Genomic DNA, 24,126 nt, shown 5'->3' on the forward strand with positions numbered 1-24,126 from the left:
AACACGCGCCTGAACGCCATCATTCCGTTGGAAGCACGCTTTCGTCATAGGCCGCGGCAAATTCGGCGGTCGGCGGAATCGGCTTGATGATATCGATCAGCACGCCGTTCGGGTCGGCGGTGATGAAGTGGCGCTGGCCGAAATCCTCGTCGCGCAGCGTCTTCAGGATCGGCAGGCCGGCGGCAATCGCCTCAGCGTAGATGCGATCGGGATCCTCGACCTCGAAGTTCAAGAGCAGCCCCCGGGTCGGCGCGCGCGCTTCCTCGGGAATGGTCTCATGGCGATAGTCGAGCACGGCCAAAGTCACATGCTCATCTTCGGCCGACTGCAGATGCACATACCAATCGCTGGTGAAGAGCGCCTCAAAGCGGAAATGCTGGATGTAGAACGAAGCGGTGGCGGCGACGTCTGACGTCATGATCACCGGATAGTAGCTCGTCGATTTCATGGCTTTTCCTCGCTCTGGCATTATCATACAATCTGTATGTATCCTTAATTAACATACAGGCTGCATGTATGCAACAGAAAACCTCCCGCCGCACCAACCGCGAGCGATCCGATACGACGCGCGCTGCGATCCTTGATGCCGCCCGCGGTCTGTTCGTCAGCCGCGGCTACGCGGATACCTCGACGCCCGACATCGTCTCGGCCGCCGGATTGACCCGTGGCGCGCTCTATCACCACTTCGAGGACAAGAAGGCTTTGTTCCGGGCAGTGGCGGAACGGGAGGCGACAGCCGTGGCGGCCGCGATCGAGCAGGCAACGGCCAAGGGTCTCACGGCACGCGAGGCACTGAAGGTCGGTGCCCGCGCCTACTTCGACGCAATGAACCACCCGGGGCGGATTCGCCTGCTCCTGCTCGATGGTCCCGCCGTTCTTGGCAAACACGAGATGATGGCCATCGACGCAGCCAATGCGCAAAGGACGCTCGAAGAGGGTATCGCTGAAGCGATGGCGCCAGCCGCCGTTGCACCCGAAAAGCTCGCGGCCCTGGCCTCGTTGCTCTCGGCCGCCTTCGATCGTGCGGCACTCGACATTGCCGACGGCGCCTCGACAGAACTCTATGCGGAAACGATCGGAACGCTGATCGACCGAATGGTCTCAACCTGATGCCGCCAGTGATGAGGCGACACCCGACGCGCCTTCTCAGCTCACTGCAGCGATTGCCTGGGGCGGGAGTTCGACCAGCGGCGCCGGGATGTCGCAGGTCTTTTCCGGCGACTTGCAGATGTCGGCGATGACGCAGCGCTCACATTCGGGCTTGCGCGCCTTGCAGCAGTAGCGCCCGTGCAGGATCAGCCAGTGATGGGCATGGTAGAGATACTCATCGGGGATGATCTTGATCAGCTTGTCCTCCACCTCGTCCGGGGTCTTGCCCGGCGCCAAACAGAGGCGATTGGCGATGCGCAGGATGTGCGTATCGACGGCGATCGTCGACTGGCCGAAAGCCATGGAGAGCACGACGTTGGCGGTCTTGCGCCCGACACCCGGCAGCGTCACCAACTCTTCGCGCGTGCACGGCACCTCGCCGCCAAAATCCCGGATCAGCTTTTCGCTGAGCGCGATGACATTCTTTGCCTTGTTGCGGAATAGACCGATGGTCTTGATGTAATCCCTGACCTTCTCCTCGCCGAGCGCCAGCATCTTCTCCGGCGTGTCGGCGATGGCGAAAAGCGCCCGCGTCGCCTTGTTGACGCCGGCATCGGTCGCCTGGGCCGAGAGGGCGACGGCAACGACAAGCGTGAATGGATTGACGTGCTCCAGTTCGCCCTTCGGTTCGGGGCGCTGGATCGAGAAGCGGCGAAAGATCTCCTTCAGCTCGTCCTGGCTGTAGAGGCTCTTGACCCGCGGCGTGGCGCGGCGGCTCGTCTTGGGTTTTGCGGCGCTGACAGGCAGTTTCGGCTTCACGTTTTTCATGATGCATCTATAGTCAATGGTCATGAACAATGGCAACGCCACCGCCCCTTCTGAGGACACGCCGGTCTTTTCAGCCGAGCTCACGCCCCACCGTTCCCTCGGACGGCGCGGCGTCAAGGTCCTCTTCCTGATTGCCGGGCTGCTCAGCCTGGTGCACGCCTTCGTCTTTCTGGTCATCGGCGCCTGGCCGATCGTGTTCTTCTTCGGCCTCGACTACCTGCTGCTGTTTGGCGCCTTCTGGCTGAACAACCACTCGGCACTCAGCCGCGAAGAAGTCAGCGTCTCGAGGACCGGCGTTGCCGTGCGTAAGTACACGCCATCAGGGCGGATGACCGAACATCGCTTCAATCCGTTCTGGGCGCGCCTCAACGTCGCCCGGCATCAGGAGATCGGCATTGTCTCAATGACGATCAGCGGTGGCGGCAGACGGACCGATATCGGCTCGTTTCTCAATCGCGACGACCGTGAGACCTTCGCGCTTGCCCTTTCCGGCGCGCTTGCCACCGTTCGCCGCCGCTGACGCCCCACCTTTGGGATCGATCGGCCATTGGCCACGCGCGCCGGAACGTCGCGTTCTTTCAAGTTTCGGGTGGCTGCAGTGACCGGCAAATGCTTACCTGTGCATGACAGGAGAACAGCCATGAACATTGCGACATCCGTACCCACCGACATCACGCCGAAAGGCACCGACTACGATACGGTCAGCCGCGTGATCGAAATGCTCACCGAGGACTATCGCGACCAGCCGTCGCTCGAAACGGTGGCGCGGCGGCTGAAGCAGTCGCCGACGCAACTCCAGAAGGTCTTCACCCGTTGGGCCGGGCTGTCGCCGAAGGCTTTCCTGCAGGCGGTGACCCTCGACCATGCCAAGCGGCTGCTGCGCCAGGAGGACATGCCGCTGCTGGAGACGAGCATCGAGGTCGGGCTGTCGGGACCAAGCCGGCTGCATGACCTTTTCGTCACCCACGAGGCGATGTCGCCGGGGGAATGGAAGGCACGCGGCGCGGGTCTCGTCATCCGTTACGGCTATCACCCCTCGCCCTTCGGCACGGCGCTGGTCATGATCACCGACCGGGGACTGGCGGGCCTTGCCTTCAATGATGCCGGCGGCGAGCAGGCGAGTTTCGAGGACATGGCGCATCGTTGGCCGAACGCCAGCTACATCGAGGACAGCGCCGCAACCGCGCAATATGCCGCGCGTATTTTCGACCCCTCGCGCTGGCGCGCGAACGAACCGCTTCGCATCTTCCTGATCGGCTCCGATTTCCAGATCAGGGTCTGGCAGGCGCTGTTGAAGATCCCGCTCGGCTGCGCCACGACCTATTCGAACATTGCCGGGCAGATCGGCCAGCCGACGGCCTCACGCGCGGTGGGTGCCGCCGTCGGGCGCAACCCGATCTCCTTCGTCGTCCCCTGCCACAGGGCGCTTGGCAAGAGCGGCGACCTCACCGGCTATCACTGGGGACTGACGCGCAAGCGCGCCATTCTCGGCTGGGAGGCCGGCAAGACGGAAGGCGGCCCAGGCTGAGTTTGGAAGCTGTACAAGACCGGGATGAAAGCCGCTTCGGCTAAAGTCCAGAAACAAAAAGGGGCGCCGAGCGCCCCTTTTAAGTTCTGCATTCGTTGGGCTCAATGGGCGCCAGACATGTCGCCCAGCACTTCCTTGGAAGCGACCGTCGAGTCGGCGTTGAGCTTGTAGACCATCGGCACGCCGGTCGCGAGATTGAGCCTCAGGATCTGTTCCTTGGTCAGACGGTCGAGCACCATGACCAGCGAGCGCAGCGAGTTGCCATGGGCGGCGACGAGCACCTTCTGGCCCGAGAGCACACGCGGCAGGATTTCGGTGAGGTAGTATGGCCAGACGCGGGCGCCGGTGTCACGCAGGCTTTCGCCACCCGGAGGCGGAACGTCGTAGGAGCGGCGCCAGATATGCACCTGCTCTTCGCCCCACTTCTCGCGGGCATCATCCTTGTTGAGGCCCGAGAGATCGCCATAGTCGCGTTCGTTCAGCGCCTGGTCGCGGATCGTTTCCAGCGACGACTGGCCGACAGCGTCGAGCACGAACTGGCAGGTGCGCTGTGCGCGGATGAGGTCCGAGGTAAAGGCAATGTCGAACTTGATGCCGTAATCGGCGAGCGCCTTGCCGCCAGCCTTGGCTTCCGCGACGCCAAGTTCCGTCAGGTCCGGATCACGCCAGCCAGTAAACAGGTTCTTCAGGTTCCAGTCGCTCTGGCCGTGCCGGACGAGGACGAGGGTGCCGCTCATATCGAATTCCCCTTGAGACTTGAGAGAGTGAGAAGGTCAGTTGAGCCCGAGAACATCGAGCATGGAATAGAAGCCGGGCTTCTGGCTGCGGGCCCAGAGCGCGGCCGTAACAGCGCCGCGCGCGAAGATCGAGCGATCCGTTGCGCTGTGCGACAGGGTCACCTGCTCGCCTTCGCCGGCGAGGATGACGGAATGCTCGCCGATGACGGAACCACCGCGCAGGGTGGCAAAGCCGATCGAACCGACCGGACGCGGGCCCGTATGGCCGTCGCGCACCCGCACCGAATGCTCGGCAAGGGCGATATCGCGCCCCTTTGCCGCAGCTTCGCCGAGAAGCAACGCCGTTCCCGACGGCGCGTCCACCTTGTGCTTGTGGTGCATTTCGAGGATTTCGATGTCCCAGGCAGCGGGACTCAGCGCACGCGCGGCCTTTTCCGTGAGAACGCCGAGCAGGTTCACGCCGAGGCTCATATTGCCAGACTTGACGACGCGGGCGTGGCGTGCGGCGGCGCGGATCTTTGCGTCATCGTCGGCCGAGCAGCCTGTGGTGCCGATGACGTGTACGATGCGGGCCTGGGCGGCAAGCCCGGCAAACTCGACCGTGCCGGCCGGCGCCGTGAAGTCGAGCACGCCTTCGGCCTCGACGAAAGCTTCAAGCGGCTGTTCAGTGACCGGAACGCCGATCGGGCCGAGACCGGCGAGTTCACCAGCGTCGCGGCCGATGAAAGGAGAGCCCGGCCGCTCGACCGCCGCATGCAGACGAACGCCCTCCATCGCGTGCACGGTCCGGATCAGCGTCTGCCCCATGCGGCCTGCCGCGCCCACCACCACGAGCTTCATATCGTTTGCGCCCATCGGTGACTTCCTTCTCGTCCGCTTCTAGATTTCGACGCCGGCCGGCGTTTCGGGGGATTCGCCCTCGGGAGACTGGCCCTGGAGGTTGTGGAGGCGAGCGTAAAGACCGTCCGGGCGTCGTGCAAGATCGGCGTGCGTGCCCTCCTCGACGACCGACCCATCCTTCATCACGATGATCTTGTCGGCATTGACGACGGTCGACAGCCTATGGGCGATGACGATCACCGTGCGACCGCTCATGGCGTGGTCCAGCGCCTTCTGTACGGCGGCTTCCGATTCCGTGTCGAGCGCCGAAGTGGCCTCGTCGAGCAGCAGAATGGGCGCGTTGCGCACGAGCGCGCGGGCGATCGACAGGCGCTGGCGCTGGCCGCCGGAGAGCGTCATGCCGTTCTCGCCGACCGGCGTGTCGTAGCCCTGTGGCTGCGCCAGAATGAAGTCATGGGCATAGGCAAGCCTTGCGGCTTCCTCGATCTCCGCATCGGTCGCATCGATCCGGCCGTAGCGGATATTGTCGCGGATCGACCCTTCGAAGAGATAGGGCTGCTGCGAAACATAGGCGATGCCCTTGCGCAGCGACTGCTTGGTGACGTCGGCGATATCCTGGCCATCGATCAGGATCTGGCCGGAGAGCGGATCATAGAATCGTGGAATGAGGCTGATGACCGTCGACTTGCCGGCCCCCGACGGGCCGACCAGCGCCGTCGTCTTGCCGCCTTCGGCAATGAAGCTGACCCCCTTCAGGACCTCGTCGCCATTGGCGTACTGGAAGCGGACATCACGCAGCTCGACCGCCGCATCGGTGAAAGCCAGTTCCTTGGCATCCGGCTTGTCGCGCTGGTGCGGCACGGTATCGAGAATCTCGTAGACCATGCGGGCGTTGACAACGGCGCGCTCGAGCGAGACCTGCAGGCGTGCCAGGCGGCGCGCCGGATCATAGGCCATCAACAGCGCGACCACGAATGCGAAGAAGGCACCAGGCGGCACGTCGGCATAGATCGCACGGAAGGCGGAATAGGCAAGCACCGCGGAAATCGCGAGACCGGCGAAGGTTTCGGTCATCGGCGCTGTGCGCTCGCTGAGCCGGGCGATGCGGTTTGCGCGATTTTCGGCGCGGTCGATGATCGCCTCGACCTTGCCACGCAGCTCGCTCTCCATGGTGAAGGCCTTCACGATCGTAATGCCCTGGATCGTCTCCTGCATCGCGCCGAGAACCCGGCTGTTGACCTCGATCGCCTCGCGCGTTGCCGAGCGCAAGCGCCTTGAGATGTAGCGCAGGCCCAAAAGCAGCGGTGGCGCCGCGACAAAGACGATGATCGACAGCAGCCAGTCCTTGGCGAACATCACGCCGATGAGACCGATGAGGGTGAGAAGATCGCGGGCAATCGAGGTGACGGTCAGGTTGAGAACGTCGCGAATGCCGCTGACGTTCTGGCTGACCTGCGCCGCCAGTTGCGCCGACCGTGTCTCGTTGAAATAGCCGACGCTGAGCGCCATCAGATGGGCATAGAGCCGGCGCTGGTAGCGCGCGACGATGTTGTTGCCGATCTTCGACAGCGCCACAGCCTGCCCGTAGGTGGCGAAACCGCGCAAGACGAAGGCACCGAGGATTGCAACGCAGACGAGAACAACGATATCCGCCCGCTTGTTGGCAAAGGCCTCGTTGATCACCGTTTCCATGATCGAAGCGGTAAAGCCTGTCGTCACAGCGACGACAGCCAGGCAGGCGATGGCAAAAGCGTAACCGCGAATGTGGTCGCGACCGTTTTCTGCAATGACCCGCTTCAGGACCCCGCTGATCGTTTCGGAGTCAACCGCGTGCTGTTTTCTATTGCTGGCGCTCAAAAAGCCCGTCTTCCCTGGACCCAATCTGAAGAGCCGTTGCCCGGCCCGACCTTTCCGGGGCTCTATAGTGCTTTGTTGTCGCTTTGGCGAGTCTTTGCGCGCGCTGGGCTCTCAGCTTCTCCAGCGGCGTCCCTCCGTTGCAACACCGAAATCCCGCGGCGTGCGGGCAAAGGCGGCAAGGCCCGACAGTGCCGCCATCGGATGAATGACGGCAAAAGTCGGGATCGTCTTCATCAGGGCCGTGTGCGGCGCCTTGTCTTCGAAAGCCGCACGGAATGGCGACTTCAACAGCGCCGGCAGGATCTTCTGCGAAATGCCACCGGCGAGGAACACGCCGCCGCGGGCCATGAAGATGAGCGCCATGTCGCCGGCAACGCGGCCGAGATAGGTGCAGAACAGTGATACCGTCTCGATCGCCGCCCGATCGCTTTCAGCAAGCGCGCTGGTCGTCACTTCGGCCGGATCGTTGAGCACCGGATCCACGCCATCAGCGGCACAGACGGCGCGATAAAGGTTCATGATGCCGCGGCCACACAGGATCTGTTCGCCGGCCATGCGGCCCTCGATCGGCTCGAGGAAGGGCCAGATCTGGAAATCGCGTTCGGTGCGCGGGCCGATGTCGACATGGCCGCCTTCGCCCGGCACGGGGAACCAGGTGTGCTGGGCAAAGACCAGCCCGCCGACGCCCAGACCCGTTCCCGGGCCAAGCACGACGCGCGAGGTCAGCGGACGCACGCTGCCGCCGCCGATCTGCACCAGATCCTCGTCGGCAGGTGCTGCAACGGCGAGCGCCTGCGCCTCGAAATCGTTGATGATCAGCACGTCCTCAAGGCCGAGGCTCGAGAGCATGTCCTTCGGTCGGATGACCCAGCCCGCATTGGTGAGCGGGATCTCGTCGCCCCGGATCGGCCCGGCAACGGCGAGGATGGCAGAACGCGGATGAACCGACGTCTTGTCGAGGATGCTCTTTTGCATCGCTTCCTCGATCGTCGCGAAATCGCCGGTCTTGACCGGCGGCAGTTGCTTCGGCTCGGCAAAGGCGTCGAGCAAGAGGGCAAATCGCGCGTTGGTGCCGCCGATATCGCCGATCAGGATCGGAAACGGGAAGCTGTTGTCGCTGGTGCCGGGCATTGCAAGATCCATCCTGATCGTCGTGGCAGGGATAGCGTTGTCTATCAGCTAGAACGGGAGGAGGAAAAGTGTTTGCGTTTTCTGACCCCCATCCCGCTTCTGATTTGTAAGCGCGATCTCGTTTATGATTTTGAGTTGAAGTCGACCAACTGCTCGGCCGTCGCCTGGTTCAGCGCCATCGGAATGTCGTAGACGATCGCCAGCCGCATCAGCGCCTTGACGTCCACGTCATGCGGCATCGCCGTCAGCGGGTCGACGAAGAAGATCAGCAGTTGCACCTCACCGGTCGCGATCATCGCGCCGATCTGCTGGTCGCCGCCGAGCGGGCCGCTCTTCAGGCGGGTGATGTCGAGCCCGGGGCAGACCTCCAGGACCCGCCCCCCGGTCGTGCCGGTCGCGACGATCCGCCACTCGGCGAGAACCGCCTCGTGCGCCTTGGCAAAGGCCGCAAGATCGTCCTTCTTCTGATCATGAGCGATCAGGGCAACGCATTTCCGATCCGCCATTCGGGCCTCGCATCAATCTTTAAATCGATTTGAATGCCCTATACATGAGCGCCGCGGAATTGGGAAGGCGGAAGCCCGCCTCCCGATCGCGCCCACTGACCTATTGCAGCGTCGGGCGCGCCACCGGCACGGGAATATCGGCGGGCGGCACGTCGCCGGCGGCGGCGCCGATGACCTGCTCTATGCCCTGCTCCGCCGGAGCAGGTGCGGCGGCCCGATAAGCCGTGCCGAAGGTTGCGGCCTGTTCAGACGCCGGTGCAGGACCGTTCAGTACCAGTGCGCAGGCCTTCGGCAGATCGGCAAGCGTCGTCAGGCGCGGCTTCACCGGCTTTTCGCCCGGCTTCTTCTTCGGCTTTGCCCAAGGCTCGTCCGTAAACCACCAGGCGAGCGACTTGTCGCAGCCATCGCCCGCAGGCACCGCCGCCTGGTCCTTGCAGGTGGTCGCGCCCTGAGGGCATTTGATGCGGATGTGGAAGTGATAGTCATGGCCGTAGATCGGCCTGACCTTGCCGAGGTCCGAACGGTCGCCGGTCCAGGTGTCGCAGAGCTTCTTCTTGATCGCCGGATTGACGAAGACACGTTCCACCTGCGGGTAGCTGGCCGCCAGCATGATCAGCTGCGCGTGTTTCGGCGTCCAGACCGAGCGGTCGATCGTCAGGAACTTGTCCTTCTGCAGCATCGAGGTCGCGGAGATATCCTCGCGCTCGCGGTAGCTGAGCGTTTTCTGCGGCATCGGCGTCAGCCAGATATCGGCATCGAGGCCGATCTGGTGGGACGCATGGCCCGAGAGCATCGGACCACCGCGTGGCTGCGAGATGTCGCCAAGCAGCAGCCCCGGCCAGCCGACCTTCTCGGATGCATCGTGCGAAAATTTCTCGATCAGCGAAATCATCTGCGGGTGGCCCCAGCGCCGGTTGCGCGACAGCCGCATCGCCTGCCAGGTCGGCCCGTCCGTCGGGATGGCAACACCGCCGGCAAGGCAACCCTTGGCGTAGAAACCATAGGAGTTCGGCGCCATCTCGGCTGGCAGCGATTTGGCACCGAACAGCGCCTTGGCCGGTGTCTCGTCCGCAGCCGCGTTGTCGGCAATCAGAAGGCTTGTTCCAAGCATCAGCGCCAGAAGCGCTGAGCCGCAACGTCGAAGTGGAGCAACCATGTCATTTCGTCCCGTTCATGTCTCGCGAACATCGTGCCGGCGCGCGGCGCGCCCTGTTCAACGAACCCCTATCCTAAGGTCCCGCCATTGCCTCAGCCTTGCGGTTCACGCCCACGTGAATCACCGGGATGTGACGCAAAAATTTTGCCTGATTTGCGGCGGCGCCTGTCAATTGCCCCGATTTCGCCTATGCTCTCGAAAAGAAGATCGTAATATAAAGGGGTACGGGCTGGATGCCATATTTCTGCAGGACCATGAAACCCGGCCTTGCCGCCACGCTTCTTTCGGCCATCCTTCTTGCTCCTCCTGCAGCCCATGCCCAAGAACAGCCCGTCTGGCGCCATGGCACGTCATCAATCGGCGAGCTGAAATACAAGCAGGGCTTTTCCCGTTTCGACTACGTCAATCCCGATGCGCCCAAGGGCGGAGAGCTCAAGCTCTCGGAAAACGGCACCTTCGACACGTTCAATCCGATCCTCTCCAAGGGCGAGGCGGCGTCCGGCGTCCAGTCCCTGGTCTTCGACACGCTGCTGAAATCCGCCGAGGACGAGATCACCACCGCCTACGGTCTCCTGGCCGAGGGCGTCTCCTATCCCGACGATATTTCGTCCGCCACGTTTCGCCTACGCGCTGAAGCCAAGTGGGCCGACGGCAAACCGGTGACCCCGGAGGACGTCATCTTCTCTCTCAACATGGTGAAGGAGCACAACCCACTCCTGTCCAACTACTACCGCCATGTGATCGCTGCGGAAAAGACCGGCGAGCGTGACGTTACCTTCCGCTTCGATGAGAAGAACAACCACGAACTGCCGAACATTCTCGGCCAGTTCCCGATCGTGCCGAAACACTGGTGGGAAGGTCAGGACGACAAGGGCAACAAGCGCGACATCAGCCGCACGACGCTGGAACCGGTCATGGGCTCCGGCCCGTACAGAATAGCTTCGTTCCAGGCCGGCGGCTCGATCCGGTTCGAACTCCGGGACGACTATTGGGGCAAGAACCTCAACGTCAATGTCGGGCAATACAATTTCGGGGTGATCAGCTACGCCTTCTTCACGGACAGAAACGTGCAGTTTGAAGCCTTTCGCGCCGGCAACGTTGATTTCTACCAGGACAACAGCGCCAGCCATTGGGCAACGGCCTATGACTTCCCGGCAATGAAGGACGGCCGCGTCATCCGCGAGGAGATCGAGAACCCCTTGCGCGCAACCGGCATCATGCAGGCCTTCGTGCCGAACATGCGCCGCGACAAGTTTAAAGATCAGCGCGTGCGCGAGGCCTTGAACTACGCCTTCGACTTCGAGGACCTGAACCGCAGCCTCGCCTATAACGCCTTCCAGCGCGTCGACAGCTATTTCTGGGGCACCGAGCTTGCGTCTTCCGCACTGCCCGAGGGCCGCGAGAAGGCAATCCTCGAGGAACTGAAGGACAAGGTTCCCGCCGACGTCTTCACCACGCCCTACACCAACCCCGTCAACGGCGAACCGCAGAAGGTGCGCGACAACCTGCGCAAGGCGCTCGACCTGTTCAAGCAGGCCGGATACGAGCTCAAGGGCAATCGCCTGATCAACACGAAGACCGGCGAGCCCTTCAGCTTCGAGCTGCTTTTGTCGAACCCGTCTTTCGAGCGAACCGTCACGCCGTTCGTCAACAGCGTGAAGAAGATCGGCATCGATGCGCGCATCCGTACCGTCGACGATTCGCAATACACCAATCGCGTCAGAAGCTTCGACTACGACATGATCTATGGCATCTGGGCGCAGACACTGGTGCCCGGTAACGAACAGATCGATTACTGGGGCTCATCCTCGGTCAACCAACAGGGATCGAGAAACTATGCCGGTATCGCCGATCCGGCCATCGATGAACTGATCCGCAGGATCATCTTTGCACCGAACCGCGAAGAACTGGTGGCAACGACGCGCGCGCTCGATCGCGTTCTTCTCGCCCATCACTATGTGGTGCCGCTGTTTTATTCGCGGTCCGTGCGTGTCGCCTATTGGAACCACCTCGCCCACACCCAGGAGCTTCCCTATTACGGGACCGGCTTCCCGGATGCATGGTGGTCGAAAAATGCCACTGCCAAATGAAGGTCTTGCACTCCGATGGCGTCTCGATTCCAAATGCGAAAAACGAATCACTGAATCAAGTCCCGATCCGGGGCTGACAGCCACAGGAGACACTGGGATTGAGACACCATAGACGGCATGCCAACGCTTCGCGGGTAAGGGCCACCGCCCACACGTCGATCGAGAGGCGCGTCTGATGGGTGCCTATATCCTGCGCCGCCTGCTTTTGATGATCCCGACGATCTTCGGCATCATGGCGATCTCCTTCATCGTCGTGCAGTTTGCGCCCGGCGGCCCCGTCGAACAGGTCATCTCCGATCTCACCAATGCCGGCGGCTCCGACCGCCTGTCGGGCAGCAGTGGCGACCTGATGCAGGCCGGCGGCGACGAAGGCGGCCGCTATCGCGGCGCGCAGGGGCTCGACCCGGAATTCATCGCCAAGCTTGAAAAGCAGTTCGGCTTCGACAAGCCACCGCTCGAGCGTTTCGCGACGATGATGTGGAACTATCTCCGCTTCGATTTCGGCGAGAGCTTCTTCCGCAACACCTCGGTGATCGATCTCATCAAGGAGAAGATGCCGGTCTCGATCTCGCTCGGCCTCTGGATTCTCCTGTTCTCCTACGCGATCTCGATCCCGCTCGGGATCAAGAAGGCGGTATCCGATGGCTCGGCCTTCGACGTCTGGACCTCCGGCATCATCGTCGTTGGCTATGCCGTGCCGAGCTTCCTGTTCGGCATCCTGCTGATCGTCGTCTTTGCCGGCGGCTCGTTCTTCGACTGGTTCCCGCTGCGCGGCATCGTCTCCGACAACTTCTGGCAATTGCCCTGGTGGCAGAAGATCCTCGACTACATCTGGCACATGACGCTGCCGCTGGTGACGCTGCTGTTGTCAGCCTTTGCGACGACGACGCTGCTCACCAAGAATTCCTTCATCGACGAGATCAAGAAGCAGTATGTCACGACGGCGCGAGCGAAGGGCCTCACCGATCGGCAGGTGCTCTATGGCCATGTGTTCCGCAACGCCATGCTGATCATCATCGCCGGCTTCCCGGGCGCCTTCATCTCGGCCTTCTTTACCGGCTCGCTCTTGATCGAATACATCTTCTCGCTCGATGGTCTCGGCCGCCTCGGCTATGATTCGGTCGTCAAGCGCGACTACCCGATCGTCTTTGCGACGCTCTTCATCTTCTCGCTGATGGGCCTGCTCGTCAGCCTGTTGTCAGACCTCATCTACACCTGGGTCGATCCGCGCATCGATTTCGAGCGGAGGGACGTCTGATGGCAAACGCAACGACCTCTCAGGCAAGCCCCGCGGCAGCGCGACCGCGCGGCTGGCTTTCACCGGTCAACCAGCGGCGCTGGCAGAATTTTAGGGCGAACCGACGCGGCTACTGGTCGCTGTGGATTTTCCTTGCGCTCTTCGGTCTCAGCCTCGTTGGCGAACTGATCGCCAATGACAGGCCGATCGTCGCCTCCTACAAGGGCGAACTTCTGTTCCCTGTTGTCATCGACTACCCGGAGGAAAAGTTCGGCGGCTTCCTTGCCGAGACGGATTATCGCTCCGACTACATACGCGACGAGATCGAGGCCAATGGCTGGATGATCTGGCCGCCGGTGCGCTATTCCTACCAGACGGTCAACTCCAACATCCCGCACTCGGCGCCGACCAAGCCCTTCTGGCTGATGGACAAGGAGGAGCGTTGCTCGGCCTATCCGGAAAAGCTCAACGACCGAAACTGCATCGTCGGCAACCTTAACTGGCTCGGAACCGATGACCAGGCGCGCGATGTGTTTGCACGCATGATCTATGGTTTCCGTATCTCGGTGCTGTTCGGCCTGACGCTCACCATTGCCTCGGCGGTGATTGGCGTTTCGGCGGGTGCCGTACAGGGTTACTTCGGCGGCTGGACCGATCTCCTGATGCAGCGCTTCATCGAGATCTGGTCGTCGATGCCGGTGCTCTACATCCTGCTCATCATCGCCGCGATCCTGCCGCCGGGCTTCTTCATCCTGCTCGGCATCATGCTCCTGTTTTCCTGGGTCGGCTTTGTCGGCGTGGTGCGCGCCGAGTTCCTGCGGGCGCGCAATTTCGAATATGTGAACGCGGCGCGCGCGCTCGGCGTCGGCAACGGCACGATCATGTACCGGCACCTTCTGCCGAACGCGATGGTGGCGACGCTGACCTTCCTGCCCTTCATTCTCTCCGGCTCGATCACGACGCTGACCTCGCTCGACTTCCTCGGTTTCGGCATGCCGCCGGGCTCGCCCTCGCTGGGCGAGATGATCGCCCAGGGCAAGTCCAACCTGCAGGCGCCGTGGCTGGGGCTGACGGCCTTTTGCGTGATGTCGCTGATGCTGTCGTTGCTGATCTTCGTCGGCGAAGCGACGCGCGACGCCTTCGACCCGAGAAAGACGTTCCGGTGAGCGCGACAATGACAGAACCCCTCCTCTCCGTCCGCGACCTCTCGGTTGCCTTTCACCAGGGCGGCAACACCTCTGTTGCCGTCGACCATATCTCGTTTGAGATCAAGCGCGGGGAGACGGTTGCGCTCGTCGGCGAATCCGGCTCCGGCAAGTCGGTCTCGGCCAATTCGATCCTCAAGCTTCTGCCCTATCCTTCGGCCAGTCATCCGAGCGGCGAGATCGTCTTCAACGGCAAGGACCTGCTGAAGGCCAGCGATGCCGAGCTGCGCCATGCGCGTGGCAACGACATCACCATGATCTTCCAGGAGCCGATGACGTCGCTCAATCCGCTGCACTCGATCGAGCGGCAGATCGGCGAGATACTCGAACTACACCAGGGGCTGGAGGGCGCAGCCAGGCGCACGCGTATCCTCGAACTCTTGAACCAGGTCGGCATCCGCGAGCCGGAGAAGCGCCTGAGCGCCTACCCGCACGAGCTTTCCGGCGGCCAGCGCCAGCGCGTGATGATCGCCATGGCGCTCGCCAACCGGCCCGAGCTTCTGATTGCCGACGAGCCGACGACCGCACTCGACGTGACCGTGCAGGCGCAGATCCTCGAGCTTTTGAAGAAGCTCAAGGACGAACACGGCATGTCGATGCTGTTTATCACCCATGACCTTGGCATCGTGCGCAAGATCGCCGACCGGGTCTGCGTGATGACCAAGGGCAAGATCGTCGAGACCGGTCCGACCGCGGAGATCTTCGCCAATCCGCAGCATGCCTATACGCGCCATCTGCTCGCCTCGGAACCCAAGGGCAATCCGCCACCATCGGACGCAACGAAGCCGATCGTGATGGAGGCCTCGGACATGAAGGTCTGGTTCCCGATCAAGGCCGGCTTCCTGCGCAAGGTGGTCGACCACGTGAAGGCGGTCGACGGCATCGACCTGAAGCTGCGCGCCGGCCAGACGCTCGGCGTCGTCGGCGAATCCGGTTCAGGAAAGACGACGCTGGGTCTGGCGCTGACACGGCTGATCTCGTCGAAAGGCCGCATCGCCTTTGTCGGCAAGGACATCGACCGCTACAGCTTCAACGAGATGCGACCGCTGCGCAACCGCATGCAGATCGTCTTCCAGGATCCCTACGGCTCGCTCAGCCCGCGCATGTCGGTTGCCGACATCATCGCCGAAGGCCTGAAGATCCACGAGCAGTCGCTTTCGGAAAACGAGCGCGACGGGCGCGTTGCCGCCGCACTCGAGGAAGTTGGCCTCGATCCTTCGACCCGATGGCGGTATCCGCACGAGTTCTCCGGCGGCCAGCGCCAGCGCATCGCCATTGCCCGTGCCATGGTGCTGAAGCCGCAATTCGTCATGCTCGACGAACCGACCTCGGCGCTCGACATGAGCGTACAGGCCCAGGTGGTCGATCTCCTGCGCGACCTGCAGAGCAAGCACGACCTCGCCTATCTGTTCATCAGCCACGACCTCAAGGTCGTGCGGGCGCTCGCCAACGAGATGATCGTCATGCGCATGGGCAAGGTGGTGGAACAGGGGCCGGCCGAGCGCATCTTCAATGCGCCGAGCCAGGACTACACCAAGGCGCTGATGGCGGCCGCCTTCAACCTTGAAGCCGTCAATCTCACCGCGATCCGCCAGTAGGTGCCTGTCATGCCCGCAAAAAGCCCCGTCATCGTCGACCTGAAGTTCATTCCGGAAGAAGTGGAGGCGGCACTTCGTGGTGCCTTCCCCGATCGCGAGGTGATCAACCGCGCCGATGCGGTGCACCACAATCGCGATCTCTCCGGGATCGACTATGCGGTGGTGTGGAAATCGGCACCGGATCTGTTCGAGCGGGCGCCGGATCTCAAGGTGGTTTTCTCCGGTGGCGCCGGCGTCGACCACGTGCTGACGCTGCCCGGCCTTCCCGAAGTGCCGCTGGTGCGCTTCGTCGACCAGACGTTGACGACGCGCATGAGCGAATGGGTCGTCATGCAGTGCCTGATGCACCTGCGCCAGCACCGTGCCTACGAGGCCTTGGCGGCCAAGCGCGAGTGGCAGGACCTGACCCAGCCGGAGGCGGTCGACATCACCGTCGGCATCATGGGCATGGGCGTGCTTGGCCAGGACGCTGCCCGCAAACTCTCCATGATGGGCTTCAAGGTGGTGGGCTGGTCGCGCAGCAAGCGGGATGTCGCCGGTATCGAGACCTTCGGCGGCGGCGAACTCGACGCCTTCCTGGCGCGCACCGATTTCCTCGTCGGCCTCTTGCCGCTGACGCCGGATACCCGCGGCATCTTCAATCTGCGCCTGTTTGCCAAGCTCAGCCGCAACGGCCCCTTCGGTGCGCCCGTTTTCATCAATGCGGGCCGTGGTGGCAGCCAGGTCGAGGCCGATATCCTCGACGCCCTCGACAAGGGCGTGCTCGGCAGCGCGTCGCTCGACGTCTTCGAGACGGAACCGCTTTCCCGCGACAGCCGCTTCTGGAGCTTGCCGAATGTCTATGTGACGCCGCATGTGGCGGCATCGTCCGACGTCAAGGCGCTGTTCCGCCATGTCGAGCACCAGATCGCACGACTCGAGAGCGGGCAGCCGCTGGAACACGTGGTCGACAAGGTAGCCGGCTATTGATCAACGGCGTCGGCGGCGCCAAGCACAGGCTTCCCTAGCCCGCCGGTTGACGGCAATCAGGGACGGCGATGGCCCGTAGGCTGCTCGTAGAGCCAGCCAATGCGCTTGATCGAGGCCTCAAGCCCCTCGCGCGCAACGGTCATCGTGTGGCCGTTGGCATGGATCAGGGTTTCGTCGTCTTCCATCAGTGCCACATGGCCCTTCCAGAAGACCAGATCGCCGCGCTTGAGCTCCTCGCGGGCGATCGGCGTCCCGAGACCCGCGGCCTGCATATCGGAATCGCGCGGCGCTTGTCTGCCGACCATCATCATCGACAGCTGCACAAGGCCGGAGCAATCGATGCCGAAGCCGGAGCGCCCACCCCAGAGATAGGGCGTCTCGACGAAGCGGGCCGCGACAGAAACATAGTCTCCCGGCACGACGCTGCCGATCTCGATCACGTGATTGGCGATGACCGCCTGGCCGCCATCGAGCAGAAAATAGCGCGTGCCCCGGGTCTCGCGCTCATCGACAACCGTCAGCCGGCTGCCCATGGACAGCGGATAGACGGTCGGAAAGCGCAGATCGTGGCCGCTATAGACGAAGGTGCGCGGAGCGGAAACGATGTGTGTCGGGCTTTTGATGACCGGCGCGAGGCAATACTCCGGCAGATAGCCGACATAGCCGTCGAGATCGGCCTTCACCCAGCACCAACTCTCCTTCGTGTCGAGAACCCGGACCGTTTCGCCGAGCAGGAGCTCGGTGTCCGTGCCGCAGGCAAGATCGGGCCTGGCGCGCAGCGGCGCCACCGGCACCGAGACCCGGGCGACACTGCCCTCGACATAGCGCTCAGCCTCCACGACACCGCGAAGGCGGCTCTCTGCGAGGTCGGCTCGATAGGCATTCAGGCGGCGATCGGGAAGTGTCGACATGGCTACTCACTTAGGCTGTTTGCGACCCTGATCAATGATCAGGTCGCCGAATTTCTCAAGATAAAGAGCACCGTCAACTGTCCTTTTGATGACGACATTGCGGCGGTCGCGTTCATCGCGGACACGGTCGACGAGACCAAGGGCGCCCATCGTGTCCAGTGCGCGGGTAATGACCGGCTTGGTGACGCCGAGCGTTGCAGCCAGGCCGCGGACGGTGTGCGGTGGCGGCACGAGGTAGATATGCAGGAGGATCGCCAGCTGGCGCAAGGTCAGATCGCGGCTGTCGACGCGAACCTGGGCGAGCGACACCGAGTGCCAAAGCCCAAGGGCCTGGGAGGGTGTAAGCTCGATCGGCAATGGCGGCTCCTGCGTGTGAAACTGATCCGCCACGATAGCGGCGGATCATTACGCAAGCGTTTCTTTTTGCCGGCCGTTTCGACGCGGCTATTTCGCCATCTTCTGGACGTGGTGGTAGAGCGCCCGGATCGCCTGGGCCTCGCCGCCGACCGGCGAATGCGGCCGTTCCGACTGCGCCCAGCCGAAGATGTCGAAATGCACCCAGCTCTTGGCATTGGTGACGAAGCGCCGGAGGAAGAGCGCCGCGGTGATCGATCCGGCCATGCCGCCAGAGGGCGCGTTGGTGAGATCGGCGATGCGGGCCGAGACGTCCTTGTCGTAACCGGAATAGAGCGGCATGCGCCACATCGGATCGTCGACCTCAAGACTCGCTTCGAAAAGATCGTGGGCGAGCTCGGCATCGTCGGTGAAGTATGGCGGCAGGTCAGGGCCCAGCGCCACGCGGGCGGCGCCTGTCAGCGTTGCCATGTCGACCAGCAGGTCGGTCTTTTCCTCGTCGGCATAGGCGAGCGCGTCGGCAAGGATCAAGCGTCCCTCGGCGTCGGTGTTGTCGATCTGCACCGTCAGGCCCTTGCGGCTGCGGTAAATGTCGCCGGGGCGGAAGGCATTGGCGGAAATCGAATTTTCGACCACCGGGACGATGACGCGCAGATCGACCTTGAGCTTGGCGTCCATGATCATCAGCGCCAGACCGAGCACGTTGGCGGCACCGCCCATGTCCTTCTTCATCAGGAGCATGGAGGAAGCCGGCTTGATGTCGAGGCCGCCGGTATCGAAGCAGACGCCCTTGCCGACGAGCGTTACCTTCTTGTGCCCCTTCTTGCCCCAGCGCAGTTCGAGAAGGCGCGGCGCCTCGGCGCTGGCGCGGCCGACGGTGTGGACCAGCGGGAAGTTCTGCGTCAAAAGCGCCTCGCCCGTGATGACAGAGACGTCAGCCTTGTAGTGGGTGGCAAGCGCACGGAAGGCAGCCTCGAGCGCCTCCGGCCCCATGTCGTTGGTCGGCGTGTTGATGAGGTCGCGCGCCAGGAAGACGCCGGCGAGTTGCCGTTTGATGTCCGTCGCATCGGCGTCAACAGGGATCAGAAGGGTCGGCGGCTCACCCTTGGCGGATTTGTAGCGTTCGAAGCGATAGGAGCCGAGGCCGTAGCCGAGCGCCAGCCGGTTGGCGGTGAGCGGCGCCGTTTCGATGTGCCACTTACCTGCTGGCAGCGCCCGCGCAAGCTTGCCGGTCAGGAACGGCGCTTCCGAGGGATTGTTGCCGAGGCCGAAGAGCGCGCCGCCGAGATGACCGTCCTCGGACGGGATCAACAGCACCGCCCCCGCATCGGCGGTGAAGCCAGCCTTGCGCGCCCAGTCCAAAGCGATCGGGTCGATCGTCCCCGTCTCGATATGCGCCGGCGTGACCGCGAAGATCGGCAGGGTCTTGCCGGCGCTGGTGTTGAACGGCGACGGCCGCTCGATGAACTGATAGGGAGCCATGAAAGTCCTCGGCTTACAGAGATGGAATCGCGCCATTAACGCTCTGTTAGGGTTAACAGATTATTGCTGGAGTGAAAGTTGCGCCGGTGTTGTCTGAAGTTCAGGTGCGCGAATGCATGCTGGGGACACTCATGGCCATACGCACGACCTCATCCTCGAAAGCCGCTTATCTCCTCCAGGGCGCGGCGATAGCGCTGTTGGCGCTTTCGCTGACCGGCTGCGCCAACCAGCCGAAGAAGGAACTGACCACCGGCTCTATTCCAAGTACGTCGAAGGCGGTGCAGTCGATGACGGCGACAGAGCTTTCGCAAGCCGCCGAAAGCATCGGCCAGGCCTACGAGAAGAACCCTAGAGATCGCGACGCGGGTCTCAACTACGCCAATCTGCTGCGCATGACCGGCCGCAACGAACAGGCGCTTGCGGTCATGCAGCAGGTTGCGATCAACCACCCGGCGGACCGTGAAGTGCTCGGTGCTTACGGCAAGGCGCAGGCCGCAGCCGGCCAGCTCGATCAGGCATTGGCAACCATTGGCCGCGCCCAGACACCCGATCGTCCCGACTGGAAACTGAAGTCGGCCGAGGGCGCCATCCTCGACCAGCTTGGGCGGCCCCAGGAAGCGCGCACGCGCTACCGCGAAGCGCTCGACCTCAAGCCGAACGAACCGTCGGTGCTTTCCAATCTCGGCATGTCCTATCTCTTGACCAAGGATCTTCGCACCGCCGAGACCTATCTGAAATCGGCAGCCGGGCAGCCTGGTGCCGACAGCAGCGTGCGCCAGAACCTTGCACTCGCCGTCGGGCTGCAGGGACGTTTCCAGGAGGCCGAGACCATCGCTCGCCAGGAGCTCTCCAGCGAACAAGCCGAAGCGAACGTCGCCTATCTGCGTTCCATGCTGTCGCAACAGGGAGCGTGGAAACAGCTGGCCAAGGCCGACGAAGCCAAGACGAATTAGAGCCCCTGCCGGAATCAAAGCACCAGCGTATCTTCCGCGCGTCCAAGTGAACGCACGCCGCAGCAGGGCACATCGGCAAGTAGCGTTCCCCAACCTATCTCTTCGTCAGACGGACGTGCGCGACGCGAAAGCCGCCACACAATGGTGCGCGGGTCAGAACGCCAGGTCGTCAGAACTTGTCGGCGACCTGGATGCCGGCAGGCCCGAGGATGACGGCGACCAGCACGGGCAGGAAGAACAGGATCATCGGCACCGTCAGCTTCGGTGGCAGCGCCGCGGCTTTCTTCTCGGCCGCCGTCATGCGCGCATCGCGGCTTTCCTGCGCAAGGACGCGCAGGGCCTGGGCGATCGGCGTACCGTAGCGGTCGGCCTGGATCAGCGCCTGGACCACCGACTTTACCTCATCAAGCCCGGTGCGCTGACCGAGATTGTCGAGCGCAACGCGACGATCCGGCAGGAATGAAAGTTCCGCGGTGGTCAATACCAGTTCTTCCGCCAATGGCTGCGACTGAGCCGCGATTTCGTCGGCCACGCGCCGCATCGCCTGTTCCATCGAAACACCCGATTCAACGCAGATCAAAAGAAGATCCAGCGCGTCCGGCCAGGCGCGACGCAACGATGTCTGACGTTTGGAGACGGCGTTTGCCACGACGATGTTCGGTGAATAGAAGCCCAGATAGGCGAAGCCGATGGCAAAAAACAGCCGCACCATAAGGGGTTTGTCGGCAAAGTTGCCGAGCACGAAAATGTAGGCTATGGCGACGATCAGAAACAGGAAAGGCAGGCAGAAGCGCGCGAACAGAAAGGTGTTGAGGGCGTTCTGCGAACGGTAGCCGGCCATCTTCAACCGGTTCACCGTGTTGTCGTCCACCAGTGCCGTGCGCAGGTTGAGACGTTCGACGATCTGGCGAATGGAGGCATTGTTCTGTCCGCGCAAATTCGCCCGGCCGCTCTGGGCTTCCACAAGCCGCGCGCGTTCCCGTGCCCGGATCTGCTCGCGCTCGCTCGCGACCGACTTCATGCGCTTTCCAAGGTCGCCGCGCTCGAAGAACGGCACGACGAGCGAGTAGAACGTCGCAAGCACGGCCAGCGAAACCAGGACGGCGATGACGACGTTCGGATCGGTCAGTGTCGCGATCAGGTCCTTGTCCATCGGCGCCCTCAGATATCGAAGTTGATCATGTTGCGCATCACCATGATGCCGACGCTCATCCAGAAGAGACCACCGCCGAGAATCAGGTGACCACGCGGATCGGTGAACAGGACCATGATGTAGTCGGGCGACGTCAGGTAGACGAGCAGGGTGACGATGAACGGCAGGGCGCCAATGATGCAAGCCGATGCCTTCGCCTCCATCGACATCGCGCTGACCTTCGCCCTCATCTTCTTGCGCTCGCGCAGGACTCGCGACAGGTTGCTGAGGGCTTCGGAAAGATTGCCGCCCGCCTGCGCCTGAATGGCAATGACGATCGCGAAGAAATTCACCTCGGGCATGGGAACGGTGTTGACCATGCGGGCGCAGGCTTCGCTGACACTCAACCCCACCTGCTGTGATTCCACCACGCGGCGAAACTCGGTCTTCACCGGCTCCTGTCCGTCAGCGGCGATGAGGCGGAGGGCGTCATTGAGGGGAAGACCCGACTTGATCGAGCGGATCATGACTTCGAGCGCGTTCGGAAACTCCTCGAGGAACTTCTTGCAGCGGCGCTTGACCAGGAAGCCGACAAACCAGCGCGGCAGACCGAGAACGGCGATCAAGGCAATGCCGGCGCCGACTGGCAGCCCCGCACCCATCGTGATCGCGACGAAAAAGGCAAAGACGCCGAAAATTGCGCTGAACAGATAGAAACGTCCCAGGGAGATCGAGAGATCCGCCTGGGTCAGGCGCACCTTCATCGAGGGGGATGACTTGGCCGAGCGTTCCTGTTGCTTCTTTTCGAGTTCCTTCAGCGAATCCTGAACGGACTTGCGCCGCTTCGACAATTCGCTCATGCGGTCTCGCGCTGCCTTGATCTTGGCGCGGTCGGTTTCCGCCGCGCCGATCTTGCGCACGCGGCCTTCTGCCTTCTTTTCGGTTTCGATGCGCGAGAACAGCAAGCCATAGGCAAGTGCTGCCGCCGAAATGGCAACGAGGGCGGCCAATGCCAGGACGGTGATGTCTATTCCGAACATCGCGGCTCCTAGTTCTTTTCCATCGCGTCGAGCGTGGTTGCCAGGCGCTTGTCCTCGTTGAAGTAGCGGGCGCGGTCCCAGAAATGCGGGCGGCCGATGCCGGTCGAAACGTGGCGCCCGATGATCTTCCCACCGGCGTCCTCGCCCTCGATTTCGTAGCGCAGCAGGTCCTGGGTGATGATGACGTCGCCTTCCATGCCCACCACCTCGGTGATGTGGGTGATCCGGCGGGAGCCGTCGCGCAGGCGCGACGCCTGGATGATCACATCCACCGATCCGGAGATGATCTCGCGCACGGTCTTGGCCGGCAGCGTATAGCCGCCAAGAGCGATCATCGATTCCATGCGGCTCAGGCATTCGCGCGGCGTATTGGCGTGGATCGTGCCCATCGATCCGTCGTGGCCCGTGTTCATCGCCTGCAACAGGTCGAAGACCTCAGGGCCGCGCACTTCGCCGACGATGATGCGTTCGGGGCGCATGCGCAGGCAGTTCTTGATGAGGTCACGCATGGTGATCTCGCCTTCGCCTTCGATGTTCGGCGGGCGTGTTTCCAGGCGCACCACATGCGGCTGTTGCAGCTGCAGTTCGGCCGTGTCCTCGCAGGTGATGACCCGTTCGTCGGTGTCGATGTAGCGTGTCAGGCAGTTGAGCAGCGTCGTCTTGCCCGAACCGGTACCGCCCGAAATGACGATGTTGCAGCGGACGCGGCCAATGATCTGCAAGAGAACGGCGCCTTCCGGCGTTATCGAGCCGAAGCGGACGAGCTGCTCCAGCGTCAGCTTGTCCTTCTTGAACTTGCGGATGGTCAGCGCCGTACCGTCGATCGCCAGCGGCGGAGCAATGACGTTGACGCGCGAACCATCAGGCAAGCGGGCGTCGCAGATCGGACTCGATTCGTCCACGCGGCGACCGACCTGGCCGACGATGCGCTGGCAGATCGACAAGAGCTGCGCATTGTCGCGAAACCGGATTTCCGATTCCTGCACCTTGCCGCCGACTTCGATGAAGGTCTGGCCGGCACCGTTGACCATGATGTCGGCGATATCGTCACGAGCAAGCAGCGGCTCGAGCGGGCCGTAACCCAGCACGTCGTTGCAGATGTCGTCGAGCAGTTCCTCCTGCTCGGAGATCGACATCGCAAAGTTCTTGATCGTGATGATGTCGTTGACGATGTCACGAATTTCTTCGCGCGCACTTTCCGTGTCGAGCTTGGCAAGCTGTGACAGGTCGATCGTATCGATCAGCGCGGAAAAGACCTGCGACTTGGTGTCGTAGTAGTCTTCCGTTCGCACGGCGCGGCGCTTGGCCGGCGCTGCGGCGGCTGGCTGCACTCTTGGCGCAGCGACGGGCGCATCGGCGAGAACCGGCACGGCCACCCGTTCGGGCACCACCGGTTGCGCGGCAGGAATAGGCGGAGGTGCGGCGGAACCCGAGGTTCCTCCCTTGCCGAAGCCTTCATTTCCGCGTTTGCCAAACATCTGCT

At 62.7% G+C, this 24,126-nt stretch carries 23 protein-coding genes; 9 read left to right on the plus strand and 14 right to left on the minus strand.

Annotated elements, in window-relative coordinates; all coding sequences use genetic code 11:
- Positions 1-19 precede the first annotated feature (19 nt).
- Positions 20-448, minus strand: a complete 429-nt coding sequence (locus MKZ91_RS24360) for a VOC family protein (RefSeq protein ID WP_336173602.1) — start codon at positions 446-448, stop codon at positions 20-22.
- A 68-nt stretch (positions 449-516) separates the two neighbouring features.
- Here MKZ91_RS24360 and MKZ91_RS24365 point away from each other — a divergent pair, with 68 nt between their 5' ends.
- Positions 517-1,110: a TetR/AcrR family transcriptional regulator gene (locus MKZ91_RS24365; protein WP_336173603.1), complete on the plus strand. Its 594-nt coding sequence runs from the start codon at positions 517-519 to the stop codon at positions 1,108-1,110.
- Between the two features lie 36 nt (positions 1,111-1,146).
- Here the strand turns inward: MKZ91_RS24365 and nth are convergent, their stop codons facing one another.
- Entirely contained in the window at positions 1,147-1,917 is a 771-nt protein-coding gene (gene nth / locus MKZ91_RS24370) for an endonuclease III (protein ID WP_336173604.1), read from the minus strand.
- A 22-nt stretch (positions 1,918-1,939) separates the two neighbouring features.
- Between nth and MKZ91_RS24375 the strand changes: the two genes are divergently transcribed.
- Together MKZ91_RS24375 and MKZ91_RS24380 are read left to right on the plus strand one after the other, a co-directional pair.
- On the plus strand, positions 1,940-2,437 hold the full coding sequence (locus MKZ91_RS24375; protein ID WP_336173650.1) for a DUF2244 domain-containing protein: 498 nt from the start codon (positions 1,940-1,942) through the stop codon (positions 2,435-2,437).
- Between the two features lie 120 nt (positions 2,438-2,557).
- Positions 2,558-3,445 carry a bifunctional helix-turn-helix domain-containing protein/methylated-DNA--[protein]-cysteine S-methyltransferase gene (locus MKZ91_RS24380; RefSeq protein WP_336173605.1) on the plus strand — a complete coding sequence of 296 codons (888 nt, stop codon included), beginning with the start codon at positions 2,558-2,560 and terminating at the stop codon, positions 3,443-3,445.
- Between the two features lie 101 nt (positions 3,446-3,546).
- Here the strand turns inward: MKZ91_RS24380 and MKZ91_RS24385 are convergent, their stop codons facing one another.
- The 6 genes from MKZ91_RS24385 to mepA form a co-directional block, all read right to left on the minus strand.
- A complete protein-coding gene (locus MKZ91_RS24385; protein WP_336173606.1) occupies positions 3,547-4,182 on the minus strand; it encodes a 2,3-bisphosphoglycerate-dependent phosphoglycerate mutase in 636 nt (211 codons plus the stop codon).
- Positions 4,183-4,218: 36 nt separating this feature from the next.
- Entirely contained in the window at positions 4,219-5,037 is an 819-nt protein-coding gene (gene dapB / locus MKZ91_RS24390; protein ID WP_336173607.1) for a 4-hydroxy-tetrahydrodipicolinate reductase, read from the minus strand.
- 24 nt (positions 5,038-5,061) lie between these two features.
- The gene (locus MKZ91_RS24395; RefSeq protein ID WP_336173608.1) at positions 5,062-6,879 is read right to left on the minus strand and encodes an ABC transporter ATP-binding protein; all 1,818 of its coding nucleotides are present in this window, start codon (positions 6,877-6,879) and stop codon (positions 5,062-5,064) included.
- A 111-nt stretch (positions 6,880-6,990) separates the two neighbouring features.
- Entirely contained in the window at positions 6,991-8,010 is a 1,020-nt protein-coding gene (locus MKZ91_RS24400) for a glucokinase (protein ID WP_336173609.1), read from the minus strand.
- A 122-nt stretch (positions 8,011-8,132) separates the two neighbouring features.
- The gene (locus MKZ91_RS24405; RefSeq protein ID WP_336173610.1) at positions 8,133-8,516 is read right to left on the minus strand and encodes a methylglyoxal synthase; all 384 of its coding nucleotides are present in this window, start codon (positions 8,514-8,516) and stop codon (positions 8,133-8,135) included.
- A 100-nt stretch (positions 8,517-8,616) separates the two neighbouring features.
- The gene (gene mepA, locus MKZ91_RS24410; RefSeq protein ID WP_336173611.1) at positions 8,617-9,672 is read right to left on the minus strand and encodes a penicillin-insensitive murein endopeptidase; all 1,056 of its coding nucleotides are present in this window, start codon (positions 9,670-9,672) and stop codon (positions 8,617-8,619) included.
- 233 nt (positions 9,673-9,905) lie between these two features.
- Here mepA and MKZ91_RS24415 point away from each other — a divergent pair, with 233 nt between their 5' ends.
- The 5 genes from MKZ91_RS24415 to MKZ91_RS24435 all read left to right on the plus strand — a co-directional run bounded on the left by MKZ91_RS24415 (position 9,906) and on the right by MKZ91_RS24435 (position 16,771).
- A complete protein-coding gene (locus MKZ91_RS24415; RefSeq protein ID WP_336173612.1) occupies positions 9,906-11,762 on the plus strand; it encodes an extracellular solute-binding protein in 1,857 nt (618 codons plus the stop codon).
- A 175-nt stretch (positions 11,763-11,937) separates the two neighbouring features.
- Positions 11,938-13,020, plus strand: coding sequence for a microcin C ABC transporter permease YejB (locus MKZ91_RS24420; RefSeq protein ID WP_336173613.1), 1,083 nt, complete (start codon positions 11,938-11,940; stop codon positions 13,018-13,020).
- Positions 13,020-14,165 carry an ABC transporter permease gene (locus MKZ91_RS24425; protein WP_336173614.1) on the plus strand — a complete coding sequence of 382 codons (1,146 nt, stop codon included), beginning with the start codon at positions 13,020-13,022 and terminating at the stop codon, positions 14,163-14,165. The genes MKZ91_RS24420 and MKZ91_RS24425 overlap by 1 nt, the downstream gene beginning before the upstream one ends.
- Before the next feature lie 8 nt (positions 14,166-14,173).
- Positions 14,174-15,802 carry an ABC transporter ATP-binding protein gene (locus tag MKZ91_RS24430; protein WP_336173615.1) on the plus strand — a complete coding sequence of 543 codons (1,629 nt, stop codon included), beginning with the start codon at positions 14,174-14,176 and terminating at the stop codon, positions 15,800-15,802.
- A 9-nt stretch (positions 15,803-15,811) separates the two neighbouring features.
- Positions 15,812-16,771 carry a 2-hydroxyacid dehydrogenase gene (locus tag MKZ91_RS24435; protein WP_336173616.1) on the plus strand — a complete coding sequence of 320 codons (960 nt, stop codon included), beginning with the start codon at positions 15,812-15,814 and terminating at the stop codon, positions 16,769-16,771.
- A gap of 56 nt (positions 16,772-16,827) precedes the next feature.
- Here MKZ91_RS24435 and MKZ91_RS24440 read toward each other — a convergent pair whose 3' ends face one another.
- The 3 genes from MKZ91_RS24440 to MKZ91_RS24450 all read right to left on the minus strand — a co-directional run bounded on the left by MKZ91_RS24440 (position 16,828) and on the right by MKZ91_RS24450 (position 19,518).
- Complete coding sequence (locus MKZ91_RS24440) at positions 16,828-17,682, minus strand: C40 family peptidase (protein ID WP_336173617.1); 855 nt, start codon at positions 17,680-17,682, stop codon at positions 16,828-16,830.
- A 6-nt stretch (positions 17,683-17,688) separates the two neighbouring features.
- On the minus strand, positions 17,689-18,039 hold the full coding sequence (locus tag MKZ91_RS24445) for a MarR family transcriptional regulator (protein ID WP_336173618.1): 351 nt from the start codon (positions 18,037-18,039) through the stop codon (positions 17,689-17,691).
- An 87-nt stretch (positions 18,040-18,126) separates the two neighbouring features.
- Complete coding sequence (locus MKZ91_RS24450) at positions 18,127-19,518, minus strand: leucyl aminopeptidase family protein (RefSeq protein ID WP_336173619.1); 1,392 nt, start codon at positions 19,516-19,518, stop codon at positions 18,127-18,129.
- Between the two features lie 131 nt (positions 19,519-19,649).
- On the opposite strand from MKZ91_RS24450, the gene MKZ91_RS24455 reads away from it, so the two are divergent.
- Positions 19,650-20,471 carry a tetratricopeptide repeat protein gene (locus MKZ91_RS24455; RefSeq protein WP_336173620.1) on the plus strand — a complete coding sequence of 274 codons (822 nt, stop codon included), beginning with the start codon at positions 19,650-19,652 and terminating at the stop codon, positions 20,469-20,471.
- Positions 20,472-20,640: 169 nt separating this feature from the next.
- Here MKZ91_RS24455 and MKZ91_RS24460 read toward each other — a convergent pair whose 3' ends face one another.
- Genes MKZ91_RS24460 through MKZ91_RS24470 form a run of 3 tightly spaced genes read right to left on the minus strand, consistent with a single transcriptional unit; the run spans position 20,641 to position 24,121 of the window.
- Positions 20,641-21,624 carry a type II secretion system F family protein gene (locus MKZ91_RS24460; RefSeq protein ID WP_336173621.1) on the minus strand — a complete coding sequence of 328 codons (984 nt, stop codon included), beginning with the start codon at positions 21,622-21,624 and terminating at the stop codon, positions 20,641-20,643.
- Between the two features lie 8 nt (positions 21,625-21,632).
- Entirely contained in the window at positions 21,633-22,643 is a 1,011-nt protein-coding gene (locus MKZ91_RS24465) for a type II secretion system F family protein (protein ID WP_336173622.1), read from the minus strand.
- 8 nt (positions 22,644-22,651) lie between these two features.
- Positions 22,652-24,121 carry a CpaF family protein gene (locus MKZ91_RS24470; protein ID WP_336173623.1) on the minus strand — a complete coding sequence of 490 codons (1,470 nt, stop codon included), beginning with the start codon at positions 24,119-24,121 and terminating at the stop codon, positions 22,652-22,654.
- Positions 24,122-24,126: the final 5 nt, after the last annotated feature.

The organism is Ensifer sp. MJa1, from assembly GCF_037026475.1.
Taxonomy (GTDB): Bacteria; Pseudomonadota; Alphaproteobacteria; order Rhizobiales; family Rhizobiaceae; genus Ensifer.

What these genes read in the sequence shown, in the direction of transcription:
- MKZ91_RS24400 (WP_336173609.1), bottom strand. Translation starts at nt 8,010, where the DNA reads ATGCCCGGCACCAGCGACAACAGCTTCCCGTTTCCGATCCTGATCGGC.
- MKZ91_RS24385 (WP_336173606.1), bottom strand. Translation starts at nt 4,182, where the DNA reads ATGAGCGGCACCCTCGTCCTCGTCCGGCACGGCCAGAGCGACTGGAAC.
- MKZ91_RS24405 (WP_336173610.1), bottom strand. Translation starts at nt 8,516, where the DNA reads ATGGCGGATCGGAAATGCGTTGCCCTGATCGCTCATGATCAGAAGAAG.
- mepA (WP_336173611.1), bottom strand. Translation starts at nt 9,672, where the DNA reads ATGGTTGCTCCACTTCGACGTTGCGGCTCAGCGCTTCTGGCGCTGATG.
- MKZ91_RS24360 (WP_336173602.1), bottom strand. Translation starts at nt 448, where the DNA reads ATGAAATCGACGAGCTACTATCCGGTGATCATGACGTCAGACGTCGCC.
- MKZ91_RS24375 (WP_336173650.1), top strand. Translation starts at nt 1,940, where the DNA reads ATGAACAATGGCAACGCCACCGCCCCTTCTGAGGACACGCCGGTCTTT.
- MKZ91_RS24465 (WP_336173622.1), bottom strand. Translation starts at nt 22,643, where the DNA reads ATGTTCGGAATAGACATCACCGTCCTGGCATTGGCCGCCCTCGTTGCC.
- MKZ91_RS24460 (WP_336173621.1), bottom strand. Translation starts at nt 21,624, where the DNA reads ATGGACAAGGACCTGATCGCGACACTGACCGATCCGAACGTCGTCATC.
- MKZ91_RS24440 (WP_336173617.1), bottom strand. Translation starts at nt 17,682, where the DNA reads ATGTCGACACTTCCCGATCGCCGCCTGAATGCCTATCGAGCCGACCTC.
- MKZ91_RS24365 (WP_336173603.1), top strand. Translation starts at nt 517, where the DNA reads ATGCAACAGAAAACCTCCCGCCGCACCAACCGCGAGCGATCCGATACG.
- MKZ91_RS24430 (WP_336173615.1), top strand. Translation starts at nt 14,174, where the DNA reads ATGACAGAACCCCTCCTCTCCGTCCGCGACCTCTCGGTTGCCTTTCAC.
- MKZ91_RS24380 (WP_336173605.1), top strand. Translation starts at nt 2,558, where the DNA reads ATGAACATTGCGACATCCGTACCCACCGACATCACGCCGAAAGGCACC.
- MKZ91_RS24435 (WP_336173616.1), top strand. Translation starts at nt 15,812, where the DNA reads ATGCCCGCAAAAAGCCCCGTCATCGTCGACCTGAAGTTCATTCCGGAA.
- MKZ91_RS24415 (WP_336173612.1), top strand. Translation starts at nt 9,906, where the DNA reads ATGCCATATTTCTGCAGGACCATGAAACCCGGCCTTGCCGCCACGCTT.
- MKZ91_RS24420 (WP_336173613.1), top strand. Translation starts at nt 11,938, where the DNA reads ATGGGTGCCTATATCCTGCGCCGCCTGCTTTTGATGATCCCGACGATC.
- nth (WP_336173604.1), bottom strand. Translation starts at nt 1,917, where the DNA reads ATGAAAAACGTGAAGCCGAAACTGCCTGTCAGCGCCGCAAAACCCAAG.
- MKZ91_RS24425 (WP_336173614.1), top strand. Translation starts at nt 13,020, where the DNA reads ATGGCAAACGCAACGACCTCTCAGGCAAGCCCCGCGGCAGCGCGACCG.
- MKZ91_RS24455 (WP_336173620.1), top strand. Translation starts at nt 19,650, where the DNA reads ATGGCCATACGCACGACCTCATCCTCGAAAGCCGCTTATCTCCTCCAG.
- dapB (WP_336173607.1), bottom strand. Translation starts at nt 5,037, where the DNA reads ATGGGCGCAAACGATATGAAGCTCGTGGTGGTGGGCGCGGCAGGCCGC.
- MKZ91_RS24450 (WP_336173619.1), bottom strand. Translation starts at nt 19,518, where the DNA reads ATGGCTCCCTATCAGTTCATCGAGCGGCCGTCGCCGTTCAACACCAGC.
- MKZ91_RS24470 (WP_336173623.1), bottom strand. Translation starts at nt 24,121, where the DNA reads ATGTTTGGCAAACGCGGAAATGAAGGCTTCGGCAAGGGAGGAACCTCG.